The organism is Solibacillus sp. FSL H8-0523 (assembly GCF_038051985.1).
Lineage (GTDB): Bacteria > Bacillota > Bacilli > Bacillales_A > Planococcaceae > Solibacillus.
The window spans coordinates 1,127,927-1,145,060 of record NZ_CP150291.1 but is presented as its reverse complement, the minus strand read 5'-3'; the positions used below and the strand labels follow the sequence as shown (position 1 = coordinate 1,145,060).

Here is a 17,134-nt window from a genome sequence, read left to right as displayed (position 1 = left end):
GAAAATCCACAAATAGGGCCGTGTGAAAAGTTTTACGACTTTTCGCACGGCCCTTATCTTTATTCTTTAAAACTACTTTTAGATTTTCACAATCCAACCAAATGAATCTTCTAACTTTCCGTACTGGATACCTGTTAATGTATCGTAAAGCATTTGTGTTACTGCACCGATTTGACCATGGTTCACGGTAATAACATCATCTAACCATTTCAGCTCGCCTACTGGAGAAATAACCGCTGCTGTGCCTGTACCAAATACTTCTTCTAGTGTGCCAGCCTTCGCCGCTTCCAGTACTTCCTCAAATGCAATCGCACGTTCTTCCACTGGGATATTTTTTGATTTTAACACGTGAATCATAGAATCGCGTGTAATCCCTGGTAAAATACTGCCGTTTAATGCCGGTGTAATGACTTTACCTGCAATTTTAAAGAAGATGTTCATGCTGCCTACTTCTTCAACGTATTTATTTTCTTTCCCATCTAACCATAATGTTTGCGAGTATCCTTGCTGTGCAGCAATTTCAGCACCCTTTAAACTAGATGCATAGTTGCCGGCTGTTTTTGCTTCACCCGTACCACCAATTACGGCACGTACATAATGCTGCTCTACTAAAATTTTCACCGGGTTAATGCCCTCTTTATAGTAAGAGCCAACTGGTGACATAATGATCATAAATTTATAGTGTTTCGCTGGGTTTACCCCTAAGTATGGTTCTGTTGCGATAATGAATGGACGAATATATAGTGAAGTACCTGGTGCAGTCGGAACCCACTCACGGTCAACACGAAGTAATTCCTTTAAAGCATTTAATGCTAGCTCTTCATCGATTGCTGGAATACATAAGCGCTCGTTTGAAGCATTTAGACGCTTGAAGTTACGATCTGGGCGGAATAATTGTACGTCGCCGTCTTCTGTCATATATGCCTTTAAACCTTCAAATACTGCTTGTCCGTAGTGGAATACCATCGCAGCTGGGCTCAGTTCAATTGGTGCATACGCCGTAATCGTCGGATTAATCCAGCCTTGGCCTTCTACATAATCCATGACAAACATGTGGTCCGTAAATACATGACCAAAGCCTAGTTGATCGGCAGGTGTTTTTTGTTTTTTAGTTGTTGTTAATTCCGTTGTAAATTGGTACGTCGTCATTGTTCATGCTCCTTAACTGTAAATGAATTGATACAGTCTATCATACCACTTTATTTTTAGAAAATTTATAATTTTTTAATATTTAATGAAAATATTTTTAAATAGCGTGTATTTCATGAATTGGAACAGAAATATTCTGCTTAAACGTTTTGATTTGATGTGATTTCACAGCGACTAATACCGAGCACGATGGCCCTGCTGACGTATGTAAATTGATATCGCATGTATGGCCTTTCCCAACAAAGCGCTCGATTTCTTTGGCAATGCCCTTTGATCCAGTTGGCCAAATCGCTTCGATAATCCCTTCTGTTAATCCCTCGTACAGTTCATGCAGCTTCGCAATTTTTTCTGGATTGGCAATCACGTCTCCGCCAACAAGTGGTTCCCCCACAACAAAGTACGTACAGCCTTCTGTGCTACGCTGAAATTGCTTTTTGCCAATAATCGTTAACGAAACTGCTGATTGCAGCGCCTGAAAATTTGATTCACTTGAACCCATAAGTGGCGGCATCGTAAGCTTCATTTCATCAAATGCGCGCTTGAAGCCTTGCTCGTAGCTTGCCCAAACGGTATCACCTGAAAAATTGGCCATCAGTAGCTGCATTGGCACGGCTCCTGCACAAAGCTGTTCTAAAATTGCGGTGCGCGCTGTGAAATACGCGGTAATGTCATCCGGCACTTTCACCGCATCAAGCTCCTTACTTCCAATGCAGCCTGAATTATCAATCGTGATAATACAATTATTGATTTCAATTGCGTTTCTCATGCATTCACCCCAACACGATTCACAACGGTTTTTAATACCGGCATCACCACAGCTGCAATCACTAAGTTCACAATCGTTGCGACAACTAAGCCTAGTAATGAACTGAAATAAAACGCTGGTGATATTAAGAAATAAAACGGTAACGGCGATAAAACGCCATTGGCAACAACAACAAAAATCCATTTTAAGAGATTATAGCCCTTTTGATGCATCCAGGCAAAAATTGCAATAATAATAAACATTTCAATGGCAATTATTAAATGAAAGACCCCCAGTGGAAATCCAGATGTTAGGCCCGATGCAATATGCCCAATCGCCCCAGCTGCTCCTGCAAATACTGGTGGTAAAAAGACCGTGCTAATAAATGCCGGTGCTGAATCAAGTGCAGCTGTAGTAATCACACCAACTGGCACCTTCACAAAGCTCCCAATCACACAAATTGCAGCAACAAGCGCCGTTAAAATAAGTAAACGTAGTTTAGTTTTCTCCATTTGAATCTCCCTTTAAATGTTGTGGAATACCGTACCAAACACGTGTAACGGTTTTGGCATGTGCACAAAGTAATTGATATAGGCGACCACACGTATCACGCAGTTGCCGTGCATCTTTTTCAAGTGGTACGACCCCGCGACTCGTATCTGTGCAGATACAATAGACATTATTATATTTTTCGAGATGCTTAATTTGGCTGAATATTTCCTGCGCAATAATTTGCTCTGGTTCGTTTAAAAATGGTTCCAAAATTTTTTCAAACTGACTAATGATAATGCATTTACCAAGGGGTTGTAACTCGTTGCTTGGTAGCGCTCCGTCAAAATACAGAACATCAATTTTTTCGAATTTTAAGATTTCTCTTTCTACATAGGCTCGTTTTCCATTGTGAGCGCCTCCGAGTATGACGTGCATCGTGCACCTCCTCTAAAATCTGTGAGCGAATCCCACGTCAGTGTATAAATTGTTTGATGATTAGCTAGCAGTTGCTGAAATGATTTTTCCTCTAGCCCGTACTTTGCAAGTAATATCCGAATAACACCGCCATGGACTACAAACGTGTAAGATTGTTCGGCAGTGATAATTTGTCTGAATGCCGTTATTACACGGTCACAAAATGCAGTAAAACTTTCTCCGTTTGGTGGTGTTACTGTATACGGATTATCAATCCAAGCGCGGTACATCAGGTTATGCTGCAACTCCTCATACGTTTTCATTTCAAAATCCCCGAAATGTAACTCACGTAATTGCTCAGTCGCGATGAATTTCGCCTGGGGAAAATAACCGTTCGCTGTTTGCCTACAACGCACAAGGTCACTGCCATAAACTATGTCAGACTGTAAAAATGGTATCGCTTTTGCACAAGCTACGATTGGTTCATCTGTCCAGCCAATATATTTACGTTCACGATTGGCCTGCGTTTTTTCATGGCGGATTAAATGCACAGTAATACGACTAGCCATAACACAACCTCCAAACTTTCACCCAAAGCCCCAAGTAAATCGCCACTCATCCCTCCAAAATTGCGATATGACCAGTTACGGTACAGTACGACAGCGAAAAGCATAACTGCTACTAAAATAAAGAAACTATAAAGCCCTATGTACACCGCACCCACGCTTAATAATGCAAACATTACCACGCTCGTTACAATTAACTGTTTCGTCATCACTTGCCCTTTAAAATAGGCAGCTAATCCGGTTTGTTTTGACGTATTCATCGAAACAAAATACATAAGCATGCCGACACGCGCAACATACGGAACTGCGGCAATAAACACCAGCATCTCAAAACGTCCTTGCTCTAGTGCCTCATAAATAAAACCAAACTTTAGTAAGATTAGCACCACAACACCAAGCACACCAAACGCTCCTGTACGCGGGTCATCTAATACTTGCAGTCGCTTTTTCTTATCTCCGTACGAGAAAAAAGCATCGCATAGATCAATAAAACCATCTACATGTAAGCCACCTGTAAACACAATCATGCCCACAACAAGTAAGATGGCTACTAATACATACGACAGATCACTATAGCTCACAAGTAAATTCGCACAGCTACTTAAAATCGCACCAATGATTAAACCAACTAGTGGTAAACTCGCATACATCCAAGTAATTGAGCTTTTGTTCATGTCTAGTTGCTTTTTAATCGGCACGAATGAAAAAAACTGCCATGCTAATAAAAACCCTATTCCTGCATTTTTCAACTTGCTCACTCCTTACTTCCAGCGCTGTACAAGTTGAAACTGTACTTCATACGCTTCATCGCTCTGCTGTACGAGCCATTGATGCAACTCACCTAATAGTCTACGATACATATTCACTTCCTCGTAGTTTGAAGGCAGCTCATCTAGTACTTCATTGGATACAACTATAATTGTAGCACCTTGCGCTTGCCAAGCTAGTAGTTGCTTTTGTAAGGATTCAATGCAGTTATGGATTGTTTCGCTACGCGCACTGTCCCTTTCACTCCTATAAAGGACATTCGAAAGCCAAGTTGTCACACATTCAAAAAGAACAACATCCTTTGTAGATAAATGCTTCAGTTGCTTAGGGACTTCTACTTGCATTTCGGTCGTTGTCCAGTTCATTTCTTGTTCTTTTCTGTCTAGCTGATGACGCAAAATCCGTTTTTTCATTTCCTCATCAAATGCCATGCCCGTTGCAACATAATAACAGTTTTTTTCTGCCCCGATTTTTGCTGCCAGTTGCTCAGCAAACGCACTCTTACCACTACGTACACCGCCTGTAATAAAAATCAAATTAATTCCACCTTTTTAAATGGATAAAAGAACACACCCAAATTCGGGCATGCTCCTTTATTGTAACCTTATTTAAATAAATTTGGGTAGACCGCTTCGGCCATAATTTCAACGGCTTCGCCAATACGTGGCCCTGGGCGAGACATGACTTCCCCGTCTACGAGTACCACTGATTTGTCAGAAACCGCTTGAATTTGATCCCAACCCGCACGCCCTAAAATTTCATCAACTGCATTTTCCATATACGTTGCAGGAGTAATGATGACTTCTGGATTACGGGTAATCACATCTTCTTCTGTTACACTTAACCAGCTGTCTTGATCAGCAAAAAGATTTTCAACACCGGCAGCATTCATAATTTCTTGTTGAAATGTATTGTTACCTGTTGTCCAAATATCTGGAGCAGGAGATACTTCATAATACACTTTTTTCTTTGTACCTACTGTATCCGTTTTTTCTTGTACCGCTGTGATTTGTGCTTGAATACCAGCTACAATCTCTTCACCCTTTGCTTCCACACCCATCACTTCAGAAAGCTGAATAATGTCTGTATACACATCATCAAATGATGTCGCTGAAGCGATAACAAACACTTTTAAGCCTGCATCCTCTAGCTGTGTGATTTGCTCTTCATTACCACTTGTATACGCAACCACCACATCTGGGTTTAACTCTAGGATGCGTTCTGCGTTAATGGCCATTGACGTTGAAACACGTTCGATTTTTTGTGCTGCTTCAGGATATACATCAAAGTCTGTGGCACCCACAATTTGCTCACCAACACCTAGCTCGAATAAAATTTCTGTATTACTTGGCTGTAACGAGATGATTGTTTCTGGTACTTCGTTGAATGTTACTTCAATACCGCGATCATCTATTACTGTATAAGGACCAGCAGCCTTTGCTTGTTCTACCGTTTCTTGTTCTTTTGCTGTGTCATTCAATGCTTTTTCTTCGTCTGCTCCGCATGCTGCTAGCAAAAGTGCCGCAGCAACTGGGGCAACCCATTTCATTTTAGTTTTCATTGTTTGACTCCTTTTTCTTTTTCATTGGATAGGATTTTGAGATAAAAACAAGTTCTTCACAAGCGTGTAGCTTGTTCATGTACACCGCCATGACAAATAAGACGTTCGCAAGTAAGCCTAAAAAATCAAATAAAATTTCAGGAACTTCTTTTTCTTCACTCACTTTATGTAAGGCGCGGTACGATTTTTTTGCCTCACTACGGCAAATATGAAGGCGTGCGGCACTTTCTACACCTTGTGGTAATAAAAACTGCTGAATGGTCTCTTTTACTTCACTTACATAAAAATCATAGCGTTTACTTAGCCAAGCGACGTCCTCTGCTATAATCGCTAGTTTTCCTCGTACAGAGCCGTTCGCATGATAGGCAAGCGGTTGAATAACCCGTAAGTCCTCTAATACAAGTTGCCCGTGTACATCGTCTACTAATGTTGGTATCACTGCGCCAATGCGTGTAGTTAAGGAATCGGTACGAATTTCATAATCCACGCAGTTCGATTTTTCACGCATAAATGGATAGCATGAATAACGAATGTCCTTTTTCATGTGTTAACCCTCACTTCAAGTTTGTTGCTCTTTGGAGTCTTGGACAGCAAAAAAACCATCCAAGAAAATGGATGGCTTCAAAAATCAAAATAAAAAAAGTTCATTTGATAACTGGTTGCCGTACATTCTCTTTAATTCCGAAGAGGTGTGTTACGATCAGAAAAAGATTGGTCTCCTGGCTTCGCGCTTCCCTTTACTCACAAGCACCTTCCCGCTTTTGGCAGTGGCATTTTGCTTATTTTCATCTACGCTTACAGTTACGGATATAGCTTCGGATTTACACCGAATTCCCATTTATGCTACAAAGCATCTCTTTCCTGCAAAACTATTCAATTTGTAAAACTAACTTTATCATAGTTGCAAAATTATGCAAATAATTTTTAGATTCGCATAAATTACTCGTTTAAATTCATGAAATATATGTCTTTATAAGCAATTCGGGCATTTACCGTAAATTTCAAATTTATGTCCTTCAACGGCATAGCCTGGCAATTTTTCACCGAGCATTTCCATCGGACACAATGATAATTCTTTTACATTGCCACAGTCACGACAAATGAAATGATGGTGGTGGTGATCCGATTCGCAGTGCATACGGAAATTACGTTCTCCGTTTAGCTCTGTTTCTTCTAAAATATCAAGTTCAACAAATGTCGCTAAGTTACGGTAAATCGTATCGAAGCTCATCCCTGGGAAGTCTTTTTTTAGCACTTGCAATAAATCACGGGCTGTTAAATATTTTTCTGTAGCCGCAAACATCCCTAAAATCAACTCTCGTTTATCTGTTTTTTTATAGCCATTGTCTTTTAATATTTCCCACGCGCGTGTTGTATTCACTATGCTTCTTCCCCTTCCGTTCTAGTTGAAAATTTTAAAATCATTTTTTTAATAAGAATGACGACTAATAAAATAACAATCGATGTCACAACAATTGTTCCACCTGGTGCTAAGTTTAAGTAAAATGCACTCACTAAACCAATTAACACAGCAAGTTCTCCGAATACAATCGCTAAAATAATCGCTTGTTTAAAGCCGCGCGCTAAACGCATGGCAGCTGCTACCGGTAACGTCATTAAGCTCGATACTAATAAAATTCCGACAATGCGCATGCTTGCCGCGATTACGAGTGCCACAACGACCATGAATAATAAATGAATCCATTTAGCCGGTAAGCCACTTGCTTTCGCATACTCTTCATCAAATGACAACACGAATAACTCTTTGAAAAATAATACTAAGAAAATAATAACGACTACCGCAATCGCGATCACAACAAGTAAATCTTGTCTAGAAACCGCGGAAACCGAGCCAAATAAATAGCTCATTAAATCCGTATTAAAGCCACTTGCTAACGAAATTAAAATTGCACTAATCCCGATACCACCCGACATAATAATTGGAATCGCAAGTTCTTCATAGTGCTTATACAGACGACGTAAACGCTCAATTAAAATCGAGCCACTAACAGATGCCACAATCCCTAAATAGATCGGATTTAGTAGTGCGAGTGCTGCAAAGGACTGACTTAAATAAAGACTTCCGGCAATCCCGGCAAGTGTTACGTGTGACAGCGCATCTGCAATCAGTGATAAACGACGTACAACAATAAATACGCCTAAAAGTGGTGCAATTACACCAATAATTAACCCTGAGAAAAAGGCATTTTGTAAAAATTCATAGTTTAATATTGCTTCAATCATAGTGGCCTGCTCCTCTTAATGAATCTTTCGAACAGAGTAGCCATTCCAGCTTGCGATCTGTTCATCCGTAATCGCATCAAAATCATTTTTATAGCCGTGGAAATGAATCGTTTGATTTAAGCATGCTACATGGCTCACACGGTCTGATACCGTATCCACATCATGTGTTACTAAAATCATCGTCATCTTATGATGCTTATTTAAGTGCCCTAGCATATCATAAAATGCCTGCACGTTTTCACGGTCAATCCCTACAGTTGGTTCATCCAAAATCAGTAGCTTTGGATCTGACACGAGCGCACGCGCGATAAACACACGTTGCTGTTGTCCACCTGACAGCTGTCCGATGTTGCGCTTCATAAACTTTTCCATGCCAACATCTTTTAGTGCGGCCTTTACTAAAAAGTCCGCATCTTTAGGATAGCGTTTAAAGAGTCCTACTTTTTGTGATAAGCCACTTTTTACAACTTCCTCTACCGTTGCTGGGAATCCTGAGTTAAAGGCGTTTGACTTTTGTGAGACGTAGCCAATCCATTCACGATTCTTAAAGTCTTTTGCTGATTCTCCAAATAACTGTATTTCTCCAGACATTGGCTTTAATAGCCCTAAAATCAATTTTAAAAGCGTCGATTTGCCCGAGCCATTTTGACCGATTAACGCCAAAAAGTCGCCCTCATCCACGCGTAAAGAAATGTGTTTTAACACTTGTGTGTATTCATATTGAAAGGAAACATCCTTCAATTCTATCAATGTTTTTTTCATCTCGTTCGCTTCTTTCTAATTCAAAATCATTACGATTTACATCAAATTAGTATAATGGACTTTTTTTGCAATGTAAAGGAAATAAGCTTGAAAGGAGAACTATCTTGAAAAAGTTGGAATGGTTTGACAATTTACAAAATAGCAGTGATGAACAGCTACAGCAATTCGCTGGGAAAAATGATTTGCACGTAACGCTTGATGAAGTTAAAAAGCTCCGCAAAATCATGCGGCACGCGAACATTAGCTGGGCGATTACAGGTGTACCACAAGAGGTGTTACAAAAAGTACACAAGCTGCTCGGAAGTAAGCGGTATAAGCAATTGATGAAGCTAGTCGGGATATAATATGCAAAAAGGAAAGCTACGAGAATTAGCTTTCCTTTTTGTAATAAATTTATTCGCTTACGATAACGCTTGTAATTCTTTTTGAACCATCGCACGTAAATCTTCATTTCGGAATGTTTTACCGCGATAGGTATGATTATTGCTTTCACGTTTTAATGCAAACACCTTTTTTATTCCCGCAATGTTTACGCCTTCTTCAAGCAGCTCTTGAATTTCTAATAATTCATCGACGTTTTGGAGCGAGAACATGCGACGATTGCCTTCAGATCGCATTGGCTCTACTAACTCATGCTCCTCATAATAGCGAATTTGTCTGGCTGATAAATTCGTAATTTGCATTACGGTGCGAATTGGTAAAATCGGCATTGCTTTACGGTAATCTTTTGTCATATTTTTCTCCCCGCCTTTCTTTTATCTACTAATAATTTACAACAGGAAGACATTATACAACAATAATTTGTTAGCTTTTATTACATAGCGAATTTCGAATGTTTCAATCTAATTTTGGTATAAAGCGTCAAATCAACGTTTGAGCTATATTTCTTTATATAAAACATGACAATTTCTAGTCATTTAGTATGCATTCAGTTAGTGCTAACTCGATGGCAGCTTGTAAATCCTTCTGCGGCCAACCTGCAATACGACCATTTTGGATGGCTAATTCAAACGAAGCAGGGATATGAATAAAGCCTGCACGTTTAATCGAGCTATGAGATTTTGCATAATATAACCCTTCATACATGATATTATTACATAGGTATGTGCCTGCCGAATTTGAAATCGCTGCCGGGTAGCCTGCCTCATTTAATCGATTGACAATTTGACGAATTGGCAACGTTGAAAAATAGGCCACATCTCCGTCCTCATGAATCGGTGTATCAAGAAAAGCATTTCCGCTATTATCCTTCTCGCCATCTTTAACATTAATCGCCACGCGCTCTGGTGAAATTTTTGTACTACCTGCTGCTAAACCAAGTGACACAATGATTGCTGGCTGTACTTCTTCAATAAGTGTTAAAAATTGCGTCGGTGCTTGTTTAAAATCAACCGCTAATACACGTCCAACGACCTCATAATTGCCTAAAATTTTTCCGTCAAGCGCCTTCACAATGTCCATTGTCGGATTAAGTGGATTCGATAAAAATGGTTCAAATCCGGTTAATAACAGTTTTTGCATCGATGTCATCCCCTTATAAGCTTTTCACAATTGATGCCATCGCGCGATCAATATGTGTATTACCATTCGCTTTATTTTCTAACAATATCGAGAAAATATATTGCTTGCCACTATTGCCCTTTACATAGCCTGACAATGTATAGACATTCGGGATATACCCTGTTTTTGCATAAATACGATTTTGTAAATTTGCTTCCGTTAAACGCTTCCGTAATGTACCACCAACCATACGCTCACTGTTTCCTGCTATTGGTAAAGAAATGAAGTACGTGTTGAAGTATGGCTGTTGTTGCACGTTGAATAATAATTGCGCTAACCCATTTGTCGTGACACGGTTTGCATCAGATAGACCCGAGCCATCTGCAAAACGCCATTTATCCACGGGCACATTTAGCGACTGACTATACGATTTCAGTACCTTAATTCCTGCTACTGTACTCCCTTCACCAAGCTCTTGTTGCCCAACCGCCTTTACTAAAATATCTGCAATACTGTTATTACTTAGCTTCATGAACGCTGGGAAAATTGCTGCTAATGGACGGGATTTATTTGTGTGCAATAATTTGGCTTCGTTTGAAACAGGCGCTAATACTATTTTAGAATTATTCACAAACTTGATTCCTGCATTCTCTAACGTTGTTTTAATAGCTTGCATTGTATTTTTTGATGGGTTTTGTAGAGTTACCCATTCTTTTGCGCTACTGCCCTGTGGTAAGCTCCCTGAGATAATTACTTTATTAGAATTATACACACGCTTAATGGTTAGTGTATTTTTTTGACCCTTATTCACTGTTTTTGCTTGATTTGAAATAACTAAGCCGCTTAAATTTGGCTCGATTGAGTACGTTGGTTTCGCGCCAACCTTTCCTGGCTTCGCTTCAATAATGACCGTACTCGCATCAAAGTCCGCATTTTGAGACATCGTGATCGCCGACGTGCGCGCACCAAAATAATACGATTCATCTGCTTTATCGACACCGACTGGTAGCGTGCTCCCCGAAAACGCGGTATCATCCCCAATTAAATTCCCGTTAATTGTTTTTATACCGTTTTGCTTTAATACATTCGCAAACGCTTGAAAATTTTCTTTTGTCAATGTTGGATCTCCACTACCCTTTATGTAAACATTGCCGTTGAGTACATGATTTTGTACGGTACCATCCATATAAAGTTCCGTTGTAAAGCGGTAGTCTTCCCCTAAAATCCCTAATGCTGCTGCACCTGAGATCAGCTTCATATTTGAGGCCGGGCGCATTAACTTGTCCCCATTATGTGAATAAACCATTTTCCCTGTATCCGCATCGCGAATCGTCAGCGCAACATTACTGGTGCCTAAATTAGAAATAACTGCACCATCAATCGATGCGAAACTTTGTAAAGGTAACGCAAAAAACAACAGAAATAGCAGCATGATTTGAATAATTTTTTTCATATTTTTCCTCCAATTCAAAATTCTCAATATACTGTTAAATAATTATAACAAAAAAAGCCATCAATAACGCAAAAAAGGCATACCTAGCATCAGATTCATGCCAGGTATGCTTCATTTAAATTTAACCGCGCAGTTGATCGATCAGCTCGGGACGGAACTGGCCATCACGTAGCATCGCAATTTCATGCTTGTACGGTGCTTGCTTGTTTTTTGCATCACTACCGACAAATGGTGTTTCTAAAATTTTCGGTAAGTGCATTAATTGTGGATGGTGCACGATGTATTTCAGTGCGTCAAAGCCGATTTCACCAAAACCAATGTTTTCATGACGGTCTTTTGCCGCACCACGTACGTTTTTCGAATCGTTAATGTGTAACACCTTTAAACGATCTATACCAATTGTCTTATCAAATTCATTTAACACACCATCAAAATCGTTGACGATGCCATAGCCAGCGTCGTGAATGTGACATGTATCCATACAAATAGATAAACGATCATTATTGGTAACACCATCAATAATACGTGCTAACTCTTCAAAGTTACGACCGATTTCAGTCCCTTTGCCAGCCATTGTTTCTAGTGCGATTTGTACTGGGTAATCTTGTGTTAATACTTCATTTAATCCTTCTACAATTCTCGCAATGCCTGCATCGACCCCAGCACCAACATGCGCACCTGGATGTAAAACGATTTGCGTCGCTTCTAGAGCTGCTGTACGCTTAATTTCTTCTTGTAAGAAGTTCACACCAAGCTCAAACGTTTCAGGCTTTGTCGTGTTGCCTAGGTTAATAATGTACGGTGCATGGACAACGATATTTTGCATACCGTTTTCTTGCATGTGCAGTAAGCCCTTCATAATGTTTAATTCTTCGATTGGTTTACGACGCGTATTTTGCGGTGCGCCCGTGTAAATCATAAACGTATTGGCTCCATAACTTAGCGCTTCTTCACTTGAGCCTAGCAGCATCTTTTTGCCACTCATTGATACATGAGATCCTAATAACATTCCTTTTTTCCCTCCGCTAATATACAAATGGACTGCTAAGAAATAAATTCTAGGCAGCCCCGTTTGATTACTTGTTATTACGACGCGCTTTAATACGACGCTCGCGTTTTTTAACTTTATCCATTTCCCATTTCATATTACGTTTGTAGCCTGGTTTTACTTTCTTCGGCTTACGTACTAGGGCTTTTGCTTTTTTATCAATTTCATCTTCTTTACGCTCTGTTTTACGAGCCGCACGTTGGTGACGGTCTTTTAATTCAGACCATTCGCCGTTTTTGATGTCCTTTTGAACGAATGGGATCCCCATTTTTTCAACGCGTACTAATGCATCTTCATCTTCAGGGTTGAATAATGTGATGGCAGTACCTTTTGTACCAGCACGTGCAGTACGACCTACACGGTGGATGAAGAACTCTAAATCTTCAGGAATTTCGTAGTTAATTACGTGTGAAATCCCTTGAATATCAATACCACGCGCAGCTAAATCTGTTGCTACGATGTATTGGAATTCTAAATCGCGTACTTGTTTCATCATTTTTTTACGCTCACGTGGTGGTAAATCCCCGTGAATTTGAGCTGCACGAATGCCTTGCTCCGCTAAATAGTTTGCTACGTGTTCCGCTGTTTTACGTGTGTTACAGAAAATAACCGCTAAGAATGGGTTAATTCCTTTCACTACCTCAAGTAAACGTGCGTTACGTGATTTTGAACGCACCGGTACTAATACAAACTCAATACCTTCTGCTACTGGACGCTTGTCGTTCATATGAATATGAACCGGTGAATCCATATATTTTTTTAAGAACGGTTTTAATTTTTCAGGAATTGTCGCTGAGAATACATACATTTCTAGATTTTCAGGCATGTGAGATGCAAAGCCATCAATTTCTTCAATGAAGCCCATGTCGAATGCTAAATCTGCCTCATCGACCACTAAAATTGGTGCTGTATGAACTAAAAGTGCATTTGCTTTCACTAAGTCCTTAATACGCCCTGGCGTACCTACCACGATTTGTGGTTGTGTTTTTAAACGGTCGATTGAACGTTGTTTGTCCGTACCACCAATAAATAACTTCGTAGAAATTTCTGTACCTTCTACTAATTGGTTTAACGCATCAAAAATTTGTTGCGCTAATTCACGTGTTGGTGAAGTGATCACCGCTTGTACTTGTTGTTTGTCCTCTACAATACGCTGTACGATTGGTAATAAGAAACTATGCGTTTTCCCTGTACCTGTATGCGCTTGTCCGATTGCACTCTTACCTTTTAATACGAGTGGAATCATTTCTTTTTGAATCGGTGTCGGTTCTGTAAATCCAAGTTTTGCAATGGCGTCCTGCAAAAATGGCTTGAATTGATAATCAGTATATTTTGACATTTTTCGTACCTCCTTACATCTGTCCTATTGTACCATGTTCCGTACATTTTAGTGACCATCTGCATATCATATACGATAAATAGAACTAACGTCAAACACTTGAGACCAAATGACGAAAGAAATGTAACATTTCATGAAAATTTGAGAAAGGAGCTTGATATGCGACAACCATTTTTCATGCCCCCTCAGGGAATGATGCCACAAATGCCTATTGCTCCACGTTTTCCGATGTATGCTCCTTATATGATGCGAATGCCTATGAATCAGATGCCCATGAACAACATGCCCATGAATAACATGCCTCCAATCCCACCACAGTTTCCAGGTGCAGGTGCAGGTGTAGCTGCTGCAACTGCCGCAGCCGGAGCACCTCGCTTAGAAGGATTCTTAGCTGGTGCCAACTCTCTTTTTGAAAATGCGCAAAAATTTACGCCCTATATTCAGCAAGCAACGCCTATGTTTAAAAATCTCCCTGCTTTATGGAGGCTGTACCGAGGTTTTAAGGGCTCACCCTCACCTGACCCGCTCGAGTCTTCCACAATCGTTGCACCCGTAGAAAGACCACCAAGACAGCCGCGGAGAGCTAGGCAGGAAAGGCCACAGTCCGTACCGATTACACCAAAACCATCCGTACCGATGATTTTCCAACCACCATTTGAATAAGAACAAAAAAGCAGCTACACCAATTCGTTCGTTGGTGTAGCTACTTTTTTATTGATTTTGCCAAACTTGACCTAGCTCCATAATTTTTAAATGTACATCTTGTTGTGCGACACGCTCTGTTGCGACTTCGCCAACACTATGCATACCAACACATACACTATGCGTTGCTTGCTCAAACATCAAACGGTCGTTAACATCATTTCCAAATGCAATGTATTGTTTTACACCTAATCGCTCAAGTCCTTTAATTTTATTTAAATTTGGCGAACAAATATCGAGAATTTTTTCCTCTGCATATTCAAACGTAGTCACTGGCCATGTTTTCACATGCTCTATGACATTTTTTGGCGGGTCAAATAGCAGTACCTTCGAAAAGCCTGTCAGCTCATGAATTCTACGCTTTTTGGCTTTCTTCTCACTATCAATACCCTTATACATCGGATGCTCGACACTTCCTGTATAGGCATAATCCCAATCGCTGTCCGCTAAATAGGCAAGCTGATGCTCTTCTACCAACTTAGTGATTTGCGATTGAATACTCGCATGTAAAAATTCTACTTCGACGAGTCCATCTACATAGGTAAACGCACCGTTACTGCCAATCATTCGGCAATCTTGCAGTGACTCTGGTAACACCGGTAGCATATCGCGAATCGGACGCGCCGATGCGAAAATAATTTCATGGCCTTGCGCCTGCACCTTATGTAATGCGTTGACAATATGCTTATCTAACGGAGCACCTTGAAAACAAATCGTTCCATCTAAATCAAATACAAAAATCATTGTTCCACCTCACACCGTTATGATACCTAAATTTTTGTGAATTGGACAATAACCTCTCTCAACTTATAAATTTGAAACAAAAATCGAGCAATAATTGGCAGATAGGTACAACTGAAAGAAAAATTTATTTGAAGTATCCCCTGCCTATACAACTACCGAATTTTCTTCTAGCTCTTTTTCAACTGCCTCTAATAGCTGATGTGCTGTATCGTGCTGAATAATTTCCCCATTCACAATCGCAAACAGCTGACATTCACAAATTTCACAGTTTGACGTACATCCAGATTCCGAAATTTCTACATCATCACGTTCGATTAATACGTCATAAACATCAGCCGCGCCTAGTGAAAGGTTGGTTATGCAAAATTCCACCTGATTTTTCAAATCCTTTTTCCGTTTAAAAAATGAAAATGCCACGCTCTTTCCCCCTTCTTCCTTACTGCCATCATTATACAAAAATTCCACCCTACATTTCTTATAAACACGTTAAAAAAACATAATTTTTTGACCAACTTAAGGCTATAAATCGTTCCTTTAAACAGATTTCCAAAACAATTCATTTTCAATTGCGGGAATCGAACTTTGAATAATCATATAACGTCCTATATAATATAGATTACAGAGTTTTGAAGGGAGTTTCACATAATGAAAGTCATTAAAATTACCCCACGTGGCTATTGCTACGGTGTTGTCGATGCAATGGTCATCGCACGCAATGCAGCACTTGATACAACATTACCAAGACCAATCTATATCCTAGGTATGATTGTGCACAATAAACATGTAACGGACGCATTTGAACAAGACGGCATTATTACGTTAGATGGTGAGAACCGTGAAGAAATTATTGAACAAGTGAACGAAGGAACGGTAATCTTTACAGCACATGGTGTTTCTCCTAAAATCCGTGAGATTGCGAAGCGTAAAGGTCTCGTTTCCATTGATGCTACATGTCCTGATGTAACGGTAACGCATGATTTAATTCGTGAAAAAACGGCTGAAGGTTACGAAATCGTCTATATCGGCAAAAAAGGCCACCCAGAACCAGAAGGCGCAATTGGTGTTGCCCCTGAACATGTTCACCTTGTCCAATCAACACATGACATTGACAATCTATCATTTAAAACAGATAAAATCTTAGTAACGAACCAAACGACAATGAGTCAATGGGATGTAGCATTTTTAATGGAGAGCTTAAAGGAAAAATTCCCACATATCGAAGTACACAAGGAAATTTGCCTAGCTACACAAGTACGTCAAGAAGCAGTTGCTGAACAGGCCGGACAAGCGGATCTATTAATCGTAGTAGGCGATCCAAAATCAAATAACTCGAATCGCTTAACACAAGTATCCGTTGAAATTGCTGGTACACCATCTTACCGCATTTCCGATATTTCGGAACTTAAATTAGATTGGTTTGATAATGTTGAAACTGTAGCAATTACAGCTGGTGCGTCTACACCAACACCAATTGTTCGAGAAGTGATCAATTTCATCGAAAAATTCGACAAAAACGACCCTGCTACACACGAGATTGTTCGCTCAGTAACATTAGATAAAATCTTGCCGAAAATTAAAACACCAAAACCAGTAGATAAAATTATGCCATACTAAGAAAAAGCGCTGCATTACGTTGCAGCGCTTTTT

The 17,134-nt window shown here is 39.9% G+C and carries 22 protein-coding genes and 1 riboswitch; of the genes, 3 read left to right on the top strand and 19 right to left on the bottom strand.

The features are described 5' to 3' along the window. Positions 1–78 precede the first annotated feature (78 nt). The 12 genes from NSQ62_RS05360 to NSQ62_RS05305 form a co-directional block, all read right to left on the bottom strand. On the bottom strand, positions 79–1,149 hold the full coding sequence (locus NSQ62_RS05360; protein WP_341322900.1) for a branched-chain amino acid aminotransferase: 1,071 nt from the start codon (positions 1,147–1,149) through the stop codon (positions 79–81). 97 nt (positions 1,150–1,246) lie between these two features. Next, entirely contained in the window at positions 1,247–1,915 is a 669-nt protein-coding gene (locus NSQ62_RS05355; protein ID WP_341322899.1) for a hypothetical protein, read from the bottom strand. After that, positions 1,912–2,406, bottom strand: a complete 495-nt coding sequence (locus NSQ62_RS05350; RefSeq protein WP_341322898.1) for an ECF transporter S component — start codon at positions 2,404–2,406, stop codon at positions 1,912–1,914. The genes NSQ62_RS05355 and NSQ62_RS05350 overlap by 4 nt, the downstream gene beginning before the upstream one ends. Continuing rightward, a complete protein-coding gene (locus tag NSQ62_RS05345; protein ID WP_341322897.1) occupies positions 2,393–2,821 on the bottom strand; it encodes a bifunctional adenosylcobinamide kinase/adenosylcobinamide-phosphate guanylyltransferase in 429 nt (142 codons plus the stop codon). Before NSQ62_RS05345 ends, NSQ62_RS05350 begins: the two co-directional genes overlap by 14 nt. After that, positions 2,773–3,369 carry a histidine phosphatase family protein gene (locus NSQ62_RS05340; protein WP_341322896.1) on the bottom strand — a complete coding sequence of 199 codons (597 nt, stop codon included), beginning with the start codon at positions 3,367–3,369 and terminating at the stop codon, positions 2,773–2,775. The genes NSQ62_RS05345 and NSQ62_RS05340 overlap by 49 nt, the downstream gene beginning before the upstream one ends. Then, positions 3,342–4,124 (bottom strand): adenosylcobinamide-GDP ribazoletransferase, encoded by a 783-nt coding sequence (cobS, locus tag NSQ62_RS05335; RefSeq protein WP_341322895.1) that lies wholly within the window; start codon positions 4,122–4,124, stop codon positions 3,342–3,344. Before cobS ends, NSQ62_RS05340 begins: the two co-directional genes overlap by 28 nt. A 3-nt stretch (positions 4,125–4,127) precedes the next feature. Next, positions 4,128–4,670 (bottom strand): bifunctional adenosylcobinamide kinase/adenosylcobinamide-phosphate guanylyltransferase, encoded by a 543-nt coding sequence (locus NSQ62_RS05330; protein ID WP_341322894.1) that lies wholly within the window; start codon positions 4,668–4,670, stop codon positions 4,128–4,130. A gap of 68 nt (positions 4,671–4,738) precedes the next feature. Beyond that, positions 4,739–5,695, bottom strand: coding sequence for an ABC transporter substrate-binding protein (locus tag NSQ62_RS05325; RefSeq protein WP_341322893.1), 957 nt, complete (start codon positions 5,693–5,695; stop codon positions 4,739–4,741). Next, the gene (locus NSQ62_RS05320) at positions 5,685–6,239 is read right to left on the bottom strand and encodes a hypothetical protein (RefSeq protein WP_341322892.1); all 555 of its coding nucleotides are present in this window, start codon (positions 6,237–6,239) and stop codon (positions 5,685–5,687) included. Before NSQ62_RS05320 ends, NSQ62_RS05325 begins: the two co-directional genes overlap by 11 nt. 147 nt (positions 6,240–6,386) lie before the next feature. After that, a riboswitch (cobalamin riboswitch) is annotated at positions 6,387–6,568 on the bottom strand. A gap of 97 nt (positions 6,569–6,665) precedes the next feature. Then, positions 6,666–7,076 carry a Fur family transcriptional regulator gene (locus NSQ62_RS05315; protein ID WP_341322891.1) on the bottom strand — a complete coding sequence of 137 codons (411 nt, stop codon included), beginning with the start codon at positions 7,074–7,076 and terminating at the stop codon, positions 6,666–6,668. Continuing rightward, on the bottom strand, positions 7,076–7,939 hold the full coding sequence (locus NSQ62_RS05310) for a metal ABC transporter permease (protein ID WP_341322890.1): 864 nt from the start codon (positions 7,937–7,939) through the stop codon (positions 7,076–7,078). Before NSQ62_RS05310 ends, NSQ62_RS05315 begins: the two co-directional genes overlap by 1 nt. A 15-nt stretch (positions 7,940–7,954) precedes the next feature. Beyond that, the gene (locus NSQ62_RS05305) at positions 7,955–8,701 is read right to left on the bottom strand and encodes a metal ABC transporter ATP-binding protein (protein WP_341322889.1); all 747 of its coding nucleotides are present in this window, start codon (positions 8,699–8,701) and stop codon (positions 7,955–7,957) included. A 104-nt stretch (positions 8,702–8,805) separates the two neighbouring features. Here NSQ62_RS05305 and NSQ62_RS05300 point away from each other — a divergent pair, with 104 nt between their 5' ends. Next, positions 8,806–9,045, top strand: a complete 240-nt coding sequence (locus tag NSQ62_RS05300) for an isopropylmalate synthase (protein ID WP_341322888.1) — start codon at positions 8,806–8,808, stop codon at positions 9,043–9,045. 57 nt (positions 9,046–9,102) lie between these two features. Here NSQ62_RS05300 and NSQ62_RS05295 read toward each other — a convergent pair whose 3' ends face one another. From NSQ62_RS05295 to NSQ62_RS05275, 5 genes are all read right to left on the bottom strand, one after another. Further along, entirely contained in the window at positions 9,103–9,435 is a 333-nt protein-coding gene (locus NSQ62_RS05295) for a MerR family transcriptional regulator (protein WP_341322887.1), read from the bottom strand. Positions 9,436–9,610: 175 nt separating this feature from the next. Continuing rightward, a complete protein-coding gene (locus NSQ62_RS05290; RefSeq protein ID WP_341322886.1) occupies positions 9,611–10,222 on the bottom strand; it encodes a pyroglutamyl-peptidase I in 612 nt (203 codons plus the stop codon). Between the two features lie 13 nt (positions 10,223–10,235). After that, complete coding sequence (dacB, locus tag NSQ62_RS05285) at positions 10,236–11,654, bottom strand: D-alanyl-D-alanine carboxypeptidase/D-alanyl-D-alanine-endopeptidase (protein ID WP_341322885.1); 1,419 nt, start codon at positions 11,652–11,654, stop codon at positions 10,236–10,238. Between the two features lie 121 nt (positions 11,655–11,775). Further along, a complete protein-coding gene (locus tag NSQ62_RS05280) occupies positions 11,776–12,663 on the bottom strand; it encodes a deoxyribonuclease IV (RefSeq protein WP_341322884.1) in 888 nt (295 codons plus the stop codon). Positions 12,664–12,730: 67 nt separating this feature from the next. Next, entirely contained in the window at positions 12,731–14,041 is a 1,311-nt protein-coding gene (locus tag NSQ62_RS05275; protein WP_341322883.1) for a DEAD/DEAH box helicase, read from the bottom strand. A gap of 159 nt (positions 14,042–14,200) precedes the next feature. Between NSQ62_RS05275 and vrrA the strand changes: the two genes are divergently transcribed. Next, positions 14,201–14,704 (top strand): VrrA/YqfQ family protein, encoded by a 504-nt coding sequence (gene vrrA, locus NSQ62_RS05270; protein WP_341322882.1) that lies wholly within the window; start codon positions 14,201–14,203, stop codon positions 14,702–14,704. 48 nt (positions 14,705–14,752) lie between these two features. Here the strand turns inward: vrrA and NSQ62_RS05265 are convergent, their stop codons facing one another. Both NSQ62_RS05265 and NSQ62_RS05260 read right to left on the bottom strand, forming a co-directional pair. Then, on the bottom strand, positions 14,753–15,487 hold the full coding sequence (locus tag NSQ62_RS05265) for an HAD-IIB family hydrolase (RefSeq protein WP_341322881.1): 735 nt from the start codon (positions 15,485–15,487) through the stop codon (positions 14,753–14,755). Positions 15,488–15,631: 144 nt separating this feature from the next. Next, entirely contained in the window at positions 15,632–15,904 is a 273-nt protein-coding gene (locus NSQ62_RS05260) for a DUF1450 domain-containing protein (protein ID WP_341322880.1), read from the bottom strand. Positions 15,905–16,132: 228 nt separating this feature from the next. Between NSQ62_RS05260 and NSQ62_RS05255 the strand changes: the two genes are divergently transcribed. After that, positions 16,133–17,101: a 4-hydroxy-3-methylbut-2-enyl diphosphate reductase gene (locus tag NSQ62_RS05255; RefSeq protein WP_341322879.1), complete on the top strand. Its 969-nt coding sequence runs from the start codon at positions 16,133–16,135 to the stop codon at positions 17,099–17,101. Positions 17,102–17,134 lie beyond the last annotated feature (33 nt).